Below are 15618 nucleotides of genomic sequence, written 5' to 3' on the forward strand. Positions count from 1 at the left end.
GTTCAATCGATTTTAGATGCTACAAGCTGATTTATATCACGACCCTATACTTAAATATAACATAACTAAAAGAATTTATTTTCTTGAAAAAGGAATTTGTAAAAAAATAAATAGTTAAATGAATTGAGCGCGGCGTGAATGATCGATTTAACGTAAAATATTTGCTGGAAAAATGATGGCACACATTTCCTAGCGTCATTGATTTACAAACGCTTACGTTTCATATATAATTGGATTATCAACTTGTATATATAAGTTAAAAAACAGCTGGAGGTACAGGCTTATGGCGTTTACAGAAAAAGTGATTTATCAGATTTATCCCAAGTCATATCGTGACACGAATGGTGATGGGATTGGTGATTTACCAGGAGTCAAAGAAAAGTTGCCTTATTTAAATGAATTGGGCATTGATATGATTTGGTTGAATCCCTTTTACCCAAGCCCGCAAAAAGACAATGGGTATGATATCTCTGATTATCAAGCAATCGATCCATTATTCGGTACGATGGCTGATTTTGAAGAGCTAGTCGCTGAAGCAAAAAAATATCAGATCGACATCATGCTAGATATGGTATTGAACCATGTCTCTATTGAACATGAATGGTTCCAAAAAGCATTAGCTGGAGACAAGTATTATCAAGATTTCTTTATTTTAAGAGATGAACCAACAGATTGGGTATCAAAATTCGGTGGGAACGCTTGGGCGCCCTTCGACGAAACAGGGAAGTACTATTTACATTTGTATGATAAAACGCAAGCTGATTTGAATTGGCGTAATGAAGCAGTCCAACAAGAATTATTCAAAGTTGTTCGTTTTTGGATGGATAAAGGTGTCAAAGGGTTCCGTTTTGATGTAATCAACGTGATCGGAAAAGACGAAGAACTGAAAAACAACGCGGAAAATGAAGGGAAAGCCGAGTACACAGATAAACCAATTACTCATACGTATTTACAACGCTTAAATAAAGAAACGTTTGGCCAAGACCCTGAAATCATAACGGTAGGAGAAATGAGTTCAACGACTATCGAAAACTGTCTTTTATATACGTCACCAGAACGAAATGAATTGTCAATGGTATTTAATTTCCACCATTTGAAAGTCGATTATGAAAATGGCAATAAATGGACAACTCCGCCATTTGATTTTGAAGAGTTAAAGCGTTTGTTCCATACTTGGGGAGAAGAAATGAGCGCAGGAAATGGCTGGAATGCACTATTTTTGAATAACCATGACCAACCACGTGCCTTAAATCGTTTTGTCGATGTCGAACAGTACCGTAAACAAGGGGCAGAAATGTTGGCCACGATGATCCATTTAAATCGAGGTACTCCGTATATCTATATGGGAGAAGAAATCGGGATGATCGATCCTGACTTCGATTCGATTTCTGACTATCGGGACATTGAAAGCTTAAACGCATATAACCTGTTACAAGAACAAGGATTCACGCCAGAAGAAGCCTTTCGACGAATTAAAGCAAAGTCACGAGATAACTCACGCACACCGATGCAGTGGACAGATGAACCACAAGCTGGCTTCACGTCAGGGACACCTTGGTTACCTTTAGCATCGAAGCACGAAACAATTAATGTAGCAAACGAGCAAAAGCAAGAACAGTCGATTTTTGCCTATTACCAAAGACTGATCCAACTAAGAAAAACATATCCAGTGATTGCTAATGGTGATTACAAAGCCTATGCACCTGAGCATCCACAAGTCTATGGTTATCTTAGACAAACCGATCATCAAAAATTATTAGTTCTGACCAATTTTTATGCGAAAGAAACGTCGGTGGAATTACCGGAAGAATTTGTAGGTGCGGAAGTATTGATCAGTAACTACCCAACGACAGTTGAAAAAGAAATGAAGTTACAGCCTTATCAAGCAGTCGCACTATTAGTGCAAGGAAAGTAGAGACTGTGACAAACGAATAGTTTGAAAAATAAGCAGCAAAAGCATGAATAGCTTTTGCTGCTTATTTATGGGATTTGCTTATCTCTGAAAGGTTGCTCGATGAATACCGTATAGTTTTTTTTAGATAGGAGTGGACTAGTGTCTCACGCCTATCCTTTTTTGTTACTTAAAGTAATCCTTCTCTGAAAAATCAGCTTTTTGATAAACTCCTTGATCCCCATAATACTTATTGTAACGCTGTTTAAATTTTCTAAAGAGAAAAACAACGAGTAGTTTGATCAATGTATAGATCGGAATACCAAAAATGACGCCCATGATTCCTAGAAGATCTCCCATGACTAATAAGACAATCAAAATCGTGATGGGGTGGATCTGTAACCGATCACCCATCACACGAGGGACCACAAGATCTCCGTGAAGCAACTGGACAACGAACCAGACGATCACAAATTTTACAGCCATGAACGTCGAATCTTGAAAAGCAATGAATAGTCCCGGAAAGAAAGCGATGAATGGACCGATATAAGGAATAATACATAATAAACCAGCAGCGATAGCCAGAATACTTGCAAATTCTAAGCCAATCAATAAGAAAGTTACCCAGTAAACGGCGCCTAGAATGAAAGAAGCGATGATTTGTCCTTTTAAGAAAGCACCTAATTGTTGGTTCGCAATTTTAGTCAAAGTCCGAAAATCTGTGCGAAATTTTGGTGGAACGATACCTAAGACCGATTGATAAAAATTGTGCGGATCTTTTAAAAGGAAAAAGGCAATGATCGGACCAGTAAATAAAGTGATAAAGGTCGTTGTGACCGCTGAGAATAGATTTCCTAGACTTTCTGCACCGCTCTGCCAATAGTTACCGATGAATGAAGTAAAGTTATCGGTGAAATCATCGATCGATGCAAAGAATTGATTGAACGAGTCAGAAAATGGTGTCTGTGCTAAAAAGTCCTTCAACGTTTGTTGGAAATCTTGGAATAGGTCAGGTAGTTGTTGAATCAATGTGGTTGCTTGCTGTTCTAAAAACGGAAACAGCCAGACACCTCCTAAGCCAATCAGCAATAAAATAATAACAAAAACTAAAATGACTGACAGATTACGTGAGAGTTTCTTGCTGAGACGTTTGATCAAAGGTTCTAATAAATAATATAAGACCAAAGCAAAAAGGACTGGTGGTAAAGTCGTGATAAAAATGACAACCAGTGGTTTGAATATAAAAGCAATCTTTTGGAAAAAGTAAATGACCAACGCGATCATCACAAGTAATCCTAGAACGTAATACGAAGTTTTCCCTCCTAAAAAACGAATCAGTCGGGAAGATTCTTTCGGTTTTTTTTCCACGATAGTTCTCCTTTCTCTTGAAATAAGTAGTTGGTTTTTGGGTTGGGCTATTCTCACGAAGCAACTATTGAGATCGAATGAAGCCTTTTTAATAGTCAGCCAAACGGTGAAAAATATGAGAAGCTATTTTCTGATTTTCCATCTTACTGCTCAGGTCAAAACGCTTCTTTCACAACCTAGATAAACGGTGTTCAAGAAGCAACACTTCAATAATAAGCCAAGAAAATCCAAAATGAAAAAACCATTTTTGATTTTCCTGTCTTATTACTCAGTGCTGACCGCTTCTTTCACAACCTAGATAAACGGTATTCGAAAGACAGCTCCTTCAATATTAAGCCAAAATTTGAAAAAATATGAGAAGCTATTTTCTCAAATTCTGTCTTAATACTTGGAGCTAAACATCTTTCTCACAACCTTGTCCTACTCCAAGTTATTATAATCTGAAACGGGTATAAAAAGAAAATGATACAGTTGAAAAATCAATCGAATTTCGATAATAAAATAAATTTAGTAATAATGCTTGACGGTTGGTTTGATTCTATGCTAAATTAATTCCTGTTGCTAAAACGTAAATATTACGATTTGTGTTTATTAATCGTAATCAAATAGAGAAAGAAGATGAGAAGGAGCGAATAAAATGAAACGTTGGATCAAGGTGGTAGGAGGATTACTGTTGACTGGGATCCTTGCAAGTTGTGGCACAGGAGATACTGCAACAAATACAAATGCACAAAATGATGAAAACTTGAATGTAATGACGACATTTTATCCAATGTACGAATTTACGAAGCAAGTAGTTGGTGAGGAGGGAAATGTTGAATTATTGATTCCAGCTGGAACAGATTCACATGACTACGAACCTTCTGCAAGAGATATGGCAAAAATCCAAAATGCTGATGTTTTTGTTTATAATGATGAAAATATGGAAACTTGGGTTCCAGCAATTGAACATACTTTAAAAGAGGGCGATGTACTTCCAATCAAAGCAACAGAAGGAATGTTGTTATTGCCTGGGGATGGTCATTGCCATCACCACGATCATGACGATGAAGACCACGATCATGAAGACCATGATCACGATCACGGAGACCACGGTCATTCACATGAATTAGATCCACATGTTTGGTTAGCTCCTAATCTAGCGATGAAGCAAGTAGAAACGATTCGTGACCAATTGATTGAGGCATATCCTGAAAAAGAAGAAGCATTCACTGAAAATGCTGCCTCTTATTTAGAAGAATTAGAAACGCTACACAACACTTTTAAAGAAACATTAGGTCAAGCAAAACAAAAATCATTTGTGACCCAACACGCTGCGTTCAATTATTTAGCTCTAGAATATGGTCTTAATCAAGTACCAATTGCCGGTCTTTCTTCAAGTGAAGAACCATCTGCTGCAAGAATTGCCGAGTTAAAAGAATTTGTTGAAGACCATGGGATTGAATATATCTATTTTGAAGAGAATGCCAAAGACAGTATCGCTCGTACTTTAGCTACTGAAGCAGGCGTATCGTTAGCAGTATTGAATCCTTTAGAAGGATTGACAAAAGAGCAAATGGATAACGGTGAAACGTACATTTCAATCATGGAAGCAAACTTAAAAGCGCTCCAAAAAACGACGGATACTGAAAATCCATTAGAAGATACATTGAAACCTGAAAAAGAAAAAACAGTTTATAATGGTTATTTTGAAGATTCAGAGGTCCAAGACCGTCCATTGTCGGATTGGAATGGTATCTGGCAAACTGTCGATACGTATATGGCAGATGGAACGTTTGATCAAGTATTTGAATATAAAGCCAAAACAAATCCAGATATGACAGCTGAAGAGTATCGTGAATATTATGAAATAGGCTACAAAACAGATGTCGAAAAAATTGAGATCAAAGATGATACGATGATTTTTACTTTCAAAGATGGCGAAGTTAAAGAATCGAAATACCGTTATGCTGGTAAAGAAATCTTGAACTATTCAGCAGGTAATCGCGGTGTCCGTTTCTTGTTTGAAGCAGAAGATCCTGATTCTGGTGCGTTCAAGTATGTACAATTCAGTGACCACTCGATTGCACCTACCAAATCAGACCATTTCCATATCTATTTAGGAAATGAAAGCCAAGAAGCGTTACTAGAAGAAATGGACAATTGGCCAACTTTCTATCCTGAAGAAATGACTGGAAAAGAAATCGCGCAAGAAATGATCGCGCATTAAACGATACTAAAAAACGAAGAATGAATGGAAAAGAGGATTTTACGACTTTTTCATTCATTCTTCGTTTCTTTATTAAAAAGAAATTATTTATTTTATTGTCTTTCAAGAAATCAACTTCTTTAGCCCACGAATCGAAACAGGGATCACTTCCCCGTTGGATAGAGTCACTTCTCGTGTTTTCTTATTGATTGTTTGGACATTTTGGGTATTGATGACATAAGATTTGTGACAGCGGATAAAGTGTTGACTTTTCTTTTCGATATCTTTTATCTTCTCGTAAAACTGCATTTGGGCATGTGTCAAATGGACCTCCAGTTTATGAGGAGTACCTTGAGCAGTAGAAAAGTATTGGATATCTCGAATAGGTAAAAATTTGATTTCATCATTGAATTCAATTCTAAAAATATCCTTTTGTAATGGCGCAGTTTGGAAATCTTCGAATATCTTACTTAAGATACGTTCAACATTTTCTTTAAGATCAAAAATATCTTCTTTGATGATATAATCAGTCGGCTCAATGTTGCTTTTCAAAATCGTCATGGAAAGATCGGTGTGTGAAGTAACATAAATGATTTTTCCAAGCGAGTCCAAGTCACGTACTCGTTTTCCAATGGCAATGCCATCTAATTCACTGTCTTTCAGTTCGATATCCAAAAAATAAATACCAAAAGAAGACGTACGTATCCTTGCTGCATTGAGGAGTTCAATAGGATCAGAAGTTGCAATATGGACATAACTATCCAAATTTTCAATCATGATCCGATTCTTGATTACTGTAGAGATGACTTCCAGTTGTTTCGGATCGTCTTCACAAATGTAAATGGGAATCATAAAATTACTCCTTTAATTGTATATGGATTGTTTGTGAAAATCGCTGATTCTCAATCGATGTTTCAAGAAAAAGATAAGGATTCGTTTTTGTTAACTCATCAAGAATAAATAAACCTAATCCTTCATTTTTGGGATTTGTTTTCGTCGAGAAGCCTTTTTGTTTTAACTTACTCAATGGAAACGTATTCGTAGTAGTGTTGATGACGCGTATCATCAACGACTGTTTTTTCTTGATGATCAGTACTTCGATTTTTTTCTTTTTGGTTACTGTTGCACCTTCGATTGCATTATCAAGAATAATACCAAGCATTCTTACCAAATTGATCGTATATTTTTTACCAATGACGATTTCATCTGGAACGGTCAATTGGACAGAGATACCTTTTTCTTGTGCCATCATTAATTTTAAAGAGAATAGACTTCTTATTTCAGGTACCTTCATTTTGTCTAGTAAGCTAAGATTTGCTGGGAAGAGATTCATCATTTCACGTGTAGGTAAAATCGTTTGGTTGTAATATTTTTGTAAGCCCTCAAGATCGCCTTCAGAAATATAACTATTCAAAGAAAACAACAGATTTTGATAATCGTGTTTAAACTCTCTAAGCTCTTGATAATTTTTTTCTAGATCTCTAATGTAATCTTGCTGCAATTGGATGCGTTGTTCCAATAATTGATCTGCCATCTTTTTATTTGATATTTTCCAATAGTAAATCAAGATAATTAGGCCGACACACAGATAAAGGATAAAAAAGCTCGTATTTAATGCTAGTACTTTTGGCGTTTCACCAGAAAATCGTGTATAAAAAATAATGATATAGTAGGTAAGTAAAACCAATGAACCGATTGTACCAATCATTCGACGGTCCACACTAGCGGACCAATTATCTAAAAACTTTTTGAATCCATACGCAAATAATAAAGATAAAATCGCTGATACAGTTATATGGAAATATTGTAATGCATCTCCAGGTTCAATGACAGCAGATTCCAATACTAAAAAATCCGCAACGCTCGTCAAATGATCGCCTAAAATGGAAGCTAATAATCCCAAAGGTAATGCGTAGATCATATGTTGGCGCGAGGATGAAAAGAAAAAGAAAAGTAGACTCAACATGGCAATTGCGACAAGTGCAGAAAAAATACCTAAAATCGGGTAAAGTATTCCCAACAGGGCTGCTGCCAAGAGACTAAACGTAGAAAATAGGTATTTATTTTTAATTTGGGAATTGATGATTAAGATAGAACTTGTGTAAATCAGATATTGCAAGGCTATGGACCACAAAAACATAAAGCACAGCTCCCATTGCGTTTTCCCAAATTATAGCATATTTATAATATTATTTTTTTAATTTTTCAGGTATTTTAAATTCTGAGCTCATACCGAAGCAGCAGCCAGATACAAAGAAATCAGAAAGGTTAGTTAATTGTTTAACGATTGTTTTTTTCATAAAAAATTCCTCCAATATTCATCATGTAATTTGTAACTGGAAGCAACGTAGCTATTTCTAAAATAATCCCAAGTAGTAAATAGGTAGAAAAGTAAGAAGCAGAGAAAAATAATGTGAGTACTGCAAATAAAAGATACATGAAAATTGCTTTTTTTAGTAGGGGTGGGCGTTTCTCTGGTGCAATTGGGTTAAGGGCTGTGCCTCTTGATCCATAGCGAAGCAAAAGGAAAAAACAAACAATTAACAAAAGGACCATCATAGGGAAAGAGAAAGTCAATTGATAATGTTTCATTACTAAGGGAACCCCCCACAAATAAAGCAAAGTCCAAAGTAAGCAAACAAATTCAGAATCGGAATGGAGACCGTAAGCATATCTGCGAATACAGATATATGAAAGGAAAGTCATTCCTGTTTCCGCCCACGTGCCTGTCAATAAAGAAAATACAAAAACGACAGCAAGTTTTCCAAGATTGTTCAGCAAAACTTCCAGAGCAAACTTCACTTGGATGTAAGTCATATCTTCTTCATCTTGTTTTCCGTTGAATAATATTGCCAATATTCGATTTACCACTTTATTTTTCATCTCTATACGTACCTCCGAATACTATAATAAGCGAAAAGACATAAAAAAAGTATTTCGATTCATAAAAGGACGTTTTGACATCAAAATCGTTAACTAAGTGAATTTTGTAACATATTTGTTATATAAGGATGAAAAGCTTTTTCTTATGTAAAAAATAAAAGACATGTTTATCTCTAAATAATTAAAAAATTTCCTATAAATCTATCAAATCATCTTTAAATTTTCAACTAAACGTACGATTATACCAAAAAAGAGTGAGATTATTTAACAGTTTTGATGCCAAAAGAACTTTTTATGATATTTCTGTGTTATGTTTAAAAATTTATGTTAAAAATTAGTAGAGGTTGCGAAGATAAATGTAAGTGACACGTTCTTATATTTTTGTTTTACCAACTTCTTAATAGAAGGCAGCAACTCCCCTTCCCCTTTTGTTGTTGCCTTCTGATATCAACAACAAGGTAGTTTCTATGTTAAAAGGCAAGTCTTTAAGAAGGTGGGTTTGTCAATAAAGGTAACAGATTCGAAATTTTATCAAAAGAAGTTGTGCCGTATGCACAACATAATGGAGGAAATAGCATGGAAAATGAAAATCTATTTGAAGTCGGTAAAACGTACGCATTTGTATCAGATTTATTTTGTTCTCCAATTGAAGCAGAAATTGAAAAAATCTATGAGAATAGTTTGATGGTTCGTGTTCTCAATTGCGCAGATGAAGACAATGAAACTGCACACAATTTACACTGGCAATTAGTCGTTCGTAAGTCAAGTGCAGTGAAAGAGTACAGCTACTAATAGTAACTGTTCTTGAATGAAAAATAGTATTTTGATAAATAGCCAGTCAAATCTTGAATGATGGAAAATCATTTTTGGATTTGACTGGCTATTTTTACTTTGAAAGGTAAAGGAAAAGTGGGTTTTGCTTTTTTGGGGTTCTCATGTAGTTTTAGGAACTCATCAAATACATCAGTTGATCGTAGAGTTTCTTTTGTTTCTTCCTAAGACCACGATCGTAAAAGGGTGAAGCCCCATTTTATTTTTTGTAAAGGTCTGGTAGTATAAAGAAAATAAATGGAGTAGAAAATAAATAAAAGAAAGATGGGGAAGATGATCAATCAAGAAAATGAGAAAGAAATTCTTCGATTGCAAAGAGAAATCAGCCATTGGGAAAGAAAATATAAAAAGCTCCAACAAATTTTTCGAATGCAAGAAGAAATAATTGCTAGTTATGAAGCTGCATATGGGGAAGCACCAGGGTTGGTAGAAGAACAACATGAGGAAGAACAGCCAAATGAATCATTTTTTGAACATATTGAGAAGCGTTCTTATAATCGATTCAATAATGAACAAAAAGCAGCAATCACTTATGATATGAGCAAACACTTACGGATCATTGCAGGTGCAGGAAGTGGAAAAACACAAACGATATGTGCGAAAGCTGTATATCTGATGAATGAAGAACAAGTAGAAGAGCAAAGGATCTTAATGATTACCTTTACTCGAAATGCTGCCAATGAATTGAAAAAACGGGTGGATAATTTTAGTCAAAGAAAAACGAATGTAACGATCGGAACTTTTCATAGTATTTTTTATCGTCTGTACAGTGATATCAAACGGCAGTTTCCGGATCTTTCTGCCGAAGGGATTCAAGGTGAGTTTTCTAAAGACACACCATATAAAGTAAATCTTTTACTGCAGAAACTAATAAAAAAATATCAACTATATTCTTTCGATCAGTATGGTGAGAAAACGATTGCTAACCGATTGGATTATTGGCAAAACATGAATCTCTCCCAACAGGAGATCATCCAATTGATCAAAAAGAGATTTGATTCCATTGAAAAAGATCCACGTCAACCTATCTCTGAGCGTATGGATCAATTAATGACTGAACTATATGAAGAAAAACAAAAGCAACGACTTTTTGAATTCAATGATGTTCTACAAAATTTGAAAAATGCCCTCTCTCATGTAAATGTCAGAAGATATGTAGGTCAAAAATACGATTACTTGTTTATCGACGAGTTTCAAGACACGAATCCTTTGCAATGGGCAATCGTTCAGTTGATTACGAAAGACTCGTCAATCAAGTTGATCATCGTTGGAGATGATGATCAAAGTATCTATGGCTTTAGAGGATCAGAACCTGATTATATCAAACAGTTTGAAAAAGAATATCCAACAAAAACACTCTTTCTATTGACCAATTATCGTTCGCGAGCGTCGATCGTTCAAGGAGCTAATCGATTGATCACGTACAATAAAGAGGATCGCATACCTAAAGCGATGGTACCAGCACAAAAGGAACCAGGCGTATTACAGGCATTATCATTTAAAACGGTACAAGAGGAAAGTGACTGGTTGATTCAGCAAGTATATGCTTTTATAGAAGACAAAGGAAAATACAAAGAATCTATTATTTTATATCGCTCATTATCACAAACACAAGCATTGGTGCAACGTTTGATCCAAACAGATATTCCATTTGTACTAGAAGCAGATACCCAATATGCGGGAATCTATGGAATTAAGCTTTTTTATCAATTTTATCAAAAGTTTATCGGTTGGTATGATGCGGCAACACCGATAAAAGTGCAAGCACACCAACAGTTGTTACGACAGTTGATGATTAATTGTTATCTGAAAACAAATGAATGTGACCAATTTTTCTCTAATAAAAACAGTGACCAAGATATTGTCGCTTATATTTTAAAACGGCGGCCTAATTTAGAAGCTAGAGAAAAAGAACTAAAGACATTTGTAAGCGCGCTAGAAACATTTGATCAACCAACGAAGCGGTCATGTGTTTCACTGATTGAGGCCTATTGTCGGTTGCCAAGACCGAATAAAGAAATCGAGCAAGGTGACAAAGAATGGTTGCTGGAGACTGTCAGACAATATCCAACGATCCCGCAATTGAAAAAATTGTATCTTGAGATCCAAGGAATTGCAGCAGAACTAAAAACAAGGTTGATTGCTTATCGTAAGGGGAAACTAGATGCCTTATGTATCCAGAGTATTCATAAAAGCAAAGGTTTAAGTTATCGTAAAGTCTTTTTAATCGGTTGTAATGAAGGGATGATTCCTTACAATGGCGCGGTAGCAAAAGACAAAAGACTGAAAAGTGAGTTGAAAATCGAACCATTAACGACGATTGAGGAAGAGAGGCGTCTTTTTTATGTCGCAATGACTAGAGCAAGGAATCGTCTTTATTTATGTGTACCTGAGTTTAAGGGGAAAAGAAAATTAAAACCTTCACGTTTTATTAAAGAAACAGGTTGTAAAGTTAAAAAAATCAAATAAATGACGAAAAGCAAAGCGAGTAAAAATACACTTGCTTTGCTTTTTTATTCAAAAAAATAAATAACTATAATTATTTATGTAAATTTTAAATAACCGTTGTTTATAAAAAGAATATAACCTTTAACTGATTGTTTAAATAACAATTTTCTGAACAAAAACAAATTTTATTTATTTTGGGGATAGCGTATGACTGGCATTATTTTGATATTACGTTTAGAATGGGATTACAATTAAAAAGGAGTGAGAAAATGATAAAACTATACACTTCGCCTAGCTGTACATCTTGCAGAAAGGCCAAAGCATGGTTACAAACGAATCATCTTGATTTTGAAGAAAAGAATATCTTTGCAGAACCTCTATCAGAAAATGAGATACGACAAATATTGGCCGCAACAGAAGGTGGAGTCGAAGATATTATTTCTACTCGTTCAAAAGTTTATGAGAAATTAGGGATCGATTTTAATGATTTATCCTTAAAAGAAATGATCCGCTTGTTCAAAGAATACCCATCTTTACTTAGACGTCCGATTCTACTTGATGAAAAAAGAGTATTGATTGGATTCAATGAAGATGAAATACGAGCATTTATTCCTAGAGAAATACGAGGTGTCGCAAGAAACTTGATTTATATGAAACATAGTGTCTTGTATTCGTAAGAATAGGAGGAGACGTTGTGAATATCAAAATCTATAGTTCAACGAATTGCACCATAACGGTTAAAGCCATCCAATGGTTAGAGAAAAAGAACTTATCTTATCAATTTGTTGATCTAGAAAGTAGAGCTTTAAGTAATAAAGAAGTCAAAGAGTTATGTAGTTTTGAAAATGCAGATATTGAACAATTATTTACTACATGGTCATTTGAATTCAAAAAAATTAAAGCTGGACTTCCAAAAAAACAGGAAGATCAACTTCTATTTTTGTGCAAAACGCAACGTCATCTTTTAAGACGTCCTTTGATCATCATCGATGATGCGCTGTTTGTTGGCTACGATCAACGATTGATGGAGCAATTGATTTTACATGAATAGACTGTATCCAATTGTGTTACATACTGAAAAAGGCAATTGGGATCATCGGTTTTTCCTTAGTAACAAGCCAAAGAATCAAAATCTCACTTACCTGTTCTCTGGTTTTTTGGCTTATTACCAAAGGCGCGTTGCATATTTTTCGTAAAGAAACTAGTGATAACTAGCAAAAAGTGTAAGAGGCAAATCGTATATTCCAAAAGAAAATATTTCGACTTTTTCGTATTTCTACTATAAAGAGGATCAGAATTGAAAGTATACCAGATAGATTTAGAAGAAATAGTGATTGACAACTAAATAGAATAAATGGTATATTTTTTTTTGTTGTTTTTTGTTTATTACTGATTTTAATAGTGTAAATAAAACTTTAAATAATGCTTGACGAATAGAAAAGCACATGTTAATATAACTAATGTTGTTTGGAGCGATCATCAAGGGATGTTGACTCTACAAATGAAGAGGCAAAAAAAGTTGTTGACAAATAACAAACAACAAGTTATTATAAGTGAGTTGCTGAAACGACCTCGTGAAAAACGAGTTCAAAAAACTTTTAAAAAATAGTTGACAATCATTCGAGAGTTTGCTAAGATTTAAAAGTTGCTACGGCAATCACAAACGATAAATCGAAGCAGTTGTGTTTCATTTATCATGTAGACCTTTGAAAACTGAACAAAGTAAGACAAACCAAATGTGTAGGGCGTCTTGATTCAATTCAAGACAACAAACATTTTTAACAAGCAAGCAATATGCTAGCAAACAAATTGAGCTTAACAATCGCAAGATTGTTCTAACTTTTATTTATGAGAGTTTGATCCTGGCTCAGGACGAACGCTGGCGGCGTGCCTAATACATGCAAGTCGAACGCTTCTTTTCCCACCGGAGCTTGCTCCACCGGGAAAAGAAGAGTGGCGAACGGGTGAGTAACACGTGGGTAACCTGCCCATCAGAAGGGGATAACACTTGGAAACAGGTGCTAATACCGTATAACAATCGAAACCGCATGGTTTCGTTTTGAAAGGCGCTTTACGGTGCCGCTGATGGATGGACCCGCGGTGCATTAGCTAGTTGGTGAGGTAACGGCTCACCAAGGCCACGATGCATAGCCGACCTGAGAGGGTGATCGGCCACATTGGGACTGAGACACGGCCCAAACTCCTACGGGAGGCAGCAGTAGGGAATCTTCGGCAATGGACGAAAGTCTGACCGAGCAACGCCGCGTGAGTGAAGAAGGTTTTCGGATCGTAAAACTCTGTTGTTAGAGAAGAACAAGGGTGAGAGTAACTGTTCACCCCTTGACGGTATCTAACCAGAAAGCCACGGCTAACTACGTGCCAGCAGCCGCGGTAATACGTAGGTGGCAAGCGTTGTCCGGATTTATTGGGCGTAAAGCGAGCGCAGGCGGTTTCTTAAGTCTGATGTGAAAGCCCCCGGCTCAACCGGGGAGGGTCATTGGAAACTGGGAGACTTGAGTGCAGAAGAGGAGAGTGGAATTCCATGTGTAGCGGTGAAATGCGTAGATATATGGAGGAACACCAGTGGCGAAGGCGGCTCTCTGGTCTGTAACTGACGCTGAGGCTCGAAAGCGTGGGGAGCAAACAGGATTAGATACCCTGGTAGTCCACGCCGTAAACGATGAGTGCTAAGTGTTGGAGGGTTTCCGCCCTTCAGTGCTGCAGCTAACGCATTAAGCACTCCGCCTGGGGAGTACGACCGCAAGGTTGAAACTCAAAGGAATTGACGGGGGCCCGCACAAGCGGTGGAGCATGTGGTTTAATTCGAAGCAACGCGAAGAACCTTACCAGGTCTTGACATCCTTTGACCACTCTAGAGATAGAGCTTCCCCTTCGGGGGCAAAGTGACAGGTGGTGCATGGTTGTCGTCAGCTCGTGTCGTGAGATGTTGGGTTAAGTCCCGCAACGAGCGCAACCCTTATTGTTAGTTGCCATCATTTAGTTGGGCACTCTAGCAAGACTGCCGGTGACAAACCGGAGGAAGGTGGGGATGACGTCAAATCATCATGCCCCTTATGACCTGGGCTACACACGTGCTACAATGGGAAGTACAACGAGTCGCGAAGTCGCGAGGCTAAGCTAATCTCTTAAAGCTTCTCTCAGTTCGGATTGTAGGCTGCAACTCGCCTACATGAAGCCGGAATCGCTAGTAATCGCGGATCAGCACGCCGCGGTGAATACGTTCCCGGGCCTTGTACACACCGCCCGTCACACCACGAGAGTTTGTAACACCCGAAGTCGGTGAGGTAACCTTTTTGGAGCCAGCCGCCTAAGGTGGGATAGATGATTGGGGTGAAGTCGTAACAAGGTAGCCGTATCGGAAGGTGCGGCTGGATCACCTCCTTTCTAAGGAATATTACGGAGACTACACACGTTTGTCGATACTTTGTTCAGTTTTGAGAGGTCTACTCAAAATTTAACCCGGGGCCTTAGCTCAGCTGGGAGAGCGCCTGCTTTGCACGCAGGAGGTCAGCGGTTCGATCCCGCTAGGCTCCATTAACAACGTATGTTGTTATATACTTGTTCATTGAAAACTGGATATTGAAGTAAAAATGTAAGTAATACAAACCGAGAACACCGCGTTGAATTTGAAAGCTAAACAAATCGTTTAGCCTTAAGCAAAATAGGCGGCCAGAAGTGAAAGCTTGCTTTCACGGATTGGACGATCTTTTTGTCGAAGAGGCTGATTTGTGTGCTGGATAGAGTTTTTTAATAAGTTCAATTGCTTATTTTTCTTGATTGGACTTCTATCGCTAGAAGAAAGATCAAAACCCAACCGTAAGGTTGATAAGGTTAAGTGAATAAGGGCGCACGGTGGATGCCTTGGCACTAGGAGCCGATGAAGGACGGGACTAACACCGATATGCTTTGGGGAGCTGTACGTAAGCTATGATCCAGAGATTTCCGAATGGGGGAACCCAGCATCTTTTATAGGATGTTACGTATACGT

10 protein-coding genes, 1 tRNA gene and 2 rRNA genes (1 of these 13 cut by a window edge) are annotated in these 15618 nt (G+C 37.0%); 9 read left to right on the top strand and 4 right to left on the bottom strand.

Features of this window, described 5'->3' with window-relative positions:
* The first annotated feature begins 283 nt into the window (after positions 1-283).
* Complete coding sequence (gene treC, locus IGI79_RS02315) at positions 284-1915, top strand: alpha,alpha-phosphotrehalase (protein WP_195339570.1); 1632 nt, start codon at positions 284-286, stop codon at positions 1913-1915.
* 162 nt (positions 1916-2077) lie between these two features.
* Here treC and IGI79_RS02320 read toward each other — a convergent pair whose 3' ends face one another.
* The gene (locus tag IGI79_RS02320; protein ID WP_065095721.1) at positions 2078-3259 is read right to left on the bottom strand and encodes an AI-2E family transporter; all 1182 of its coding nucleotides are present in this window, start codon (positions 3257-3259) and stop codon (positions 2078-2080) included.
* A 637-nt stretch (positions 3260-3896) separates the two neighbouring features.
* Here IGI79_RS02320 and IGI79_RS02325 point away from each other — a divergent pair.
* Positions 3897-5468 (top strand): zinc ABC transporter substrate-binding protein AdcA, encoded by a 1572-nt coding sequence (locus IGI79_RS02325; RefSeq protein ID WP_065096805.1) that lies wholly within the window; start codon positions 3897-3899, stop codon positions 5466-5468.
* A 102-nt stretch (positions 5469-5570) separates the two neighbouring features.
* Here IGI79_RS02325 and IGI79_RS02330 read toward each other — a convergent pair whose 3' ends face one another.
* The 3 genes from IGI79_RS02330 to IGI79_RS02340 form a co-directional block, all read right to left on the bottom strand.
* A complete protein-coding gene (locus IGI79_RS02330) occupies positions 5571-6299 on the bottom strand; it encodes a LytR/AlgR family response regulator transcription factor (protein WP_010736348.1) in 729 nt (242 codons plus the stop codon).
* A 4-nt stretch (positions 6300-6303) separates the two neighbouring features.
* Positions 6304-7587 carry a sensor histidine kinase gene (locus IGI79_RS02335; protein ID WP_019723361.1) on the bottom strand — a complete coding sequence of 428 codons (1284 nt, stop codon included), beginning with the start codon at positions 7585-7587 and terminating at the stop codon, positions 6304-6306.
* A gap of 140 nt (positions 7588-7727) precedes the next feature.
* Positions 7728-8330 (bottom strand): accessory gene regulator B family protein, encoded by a 603-nt coding sequence (locus IGI79_RS02340; protein ID WP_010736345.1) that lies wholly within the window; start codon positions 8328-8330, stop codon positions 7728-7730.
* 576 nt (positions 8331-8906) lie between these two features.
* On the opposite strand from IGI79_RS02340, the gene IGI79_RS02345 reads away from it, so the two are divergent.
* From IGI79_RS02345 to IGI79_RS02375, 7 genes are all read left to right on the top strand, one after another.
* The gene (locus IGI79_RS02345) at positions 8907-9122 is read left to right on the top strand and encodes a hypothetical protein (protein ID WP_010736344.1); all 216 of its coding nucleotides are present in this window, start codon (positions 8907-8909) and stop codon (positions 9120-9122) included.
* A gap of 303 nt (positions 9123-9425) precedes the next feature.
* Complete coding sequence (locus IGI79_RS02350; protein WP_438845678.1) at positions 9426-11630, top strand: ATP-dependent helicase; 2205 nt, start codon at positions 9426-9428, stop codon at positions 11628-11630.
* A gap of 248 nt (positions 11631-11878) precedes the next feature.
* A complete protein-coding gene (spx, locus tag IGI79_RS02355; RefSeq protein WP_019724106.1) occupies positions 11879-12286 on the top strand; it encodes a transcriptional regulator Spx in 408 nt (135 codons plus the stop codon).
* Positions 12287-12303: 17 nt separating this feature from the next.
* Positions 12304-12660 (top strand): ArsC/Spx/MgsR family protein, encoded by a 357-nt coding sequence (locus tag IGI79_RS02360; protein WP_019724105.1) that lies wholly within the window; start codon positions 12304-12306, stop codon positions 12658-12660.
* Positions 12661-13453: 793 nt separating this feature from the next.
* A 16S ribosomal RNA gene (locus IGI79_RS02365) occupies positions 13454-15014 on the top strand.
* Positions 15015-15091: 77 nt separating this feature from the next.
* Positions 15092-15164: transfer RNA gene (locus tag IGI79_RS02370), tRNA-Ala, on the top strand.
* Between the two features lie 295 nt (positions 15165-15459).
* A 23S ribosomal RNA gene (locus IGI79_RS02375) occupies positions 15460-15618 on the top strand; it runs 2756 nt beyond the window's last position.
* Together the 16S and 23S rRNA genes with 1 tRNA gene alongside form the textbook arrangement of a ribosomal RNA operon.

The sequence above is a fragment of the Enterococcus sp. AZ084 genome (genome assembly GCF_051714905.1).
Lineage (GTDB): Bacteria > Bacillota > Bacilli > Lactobacillales > Enterococcaceae > Enterococcus_B > Enterococcus_B pernyi.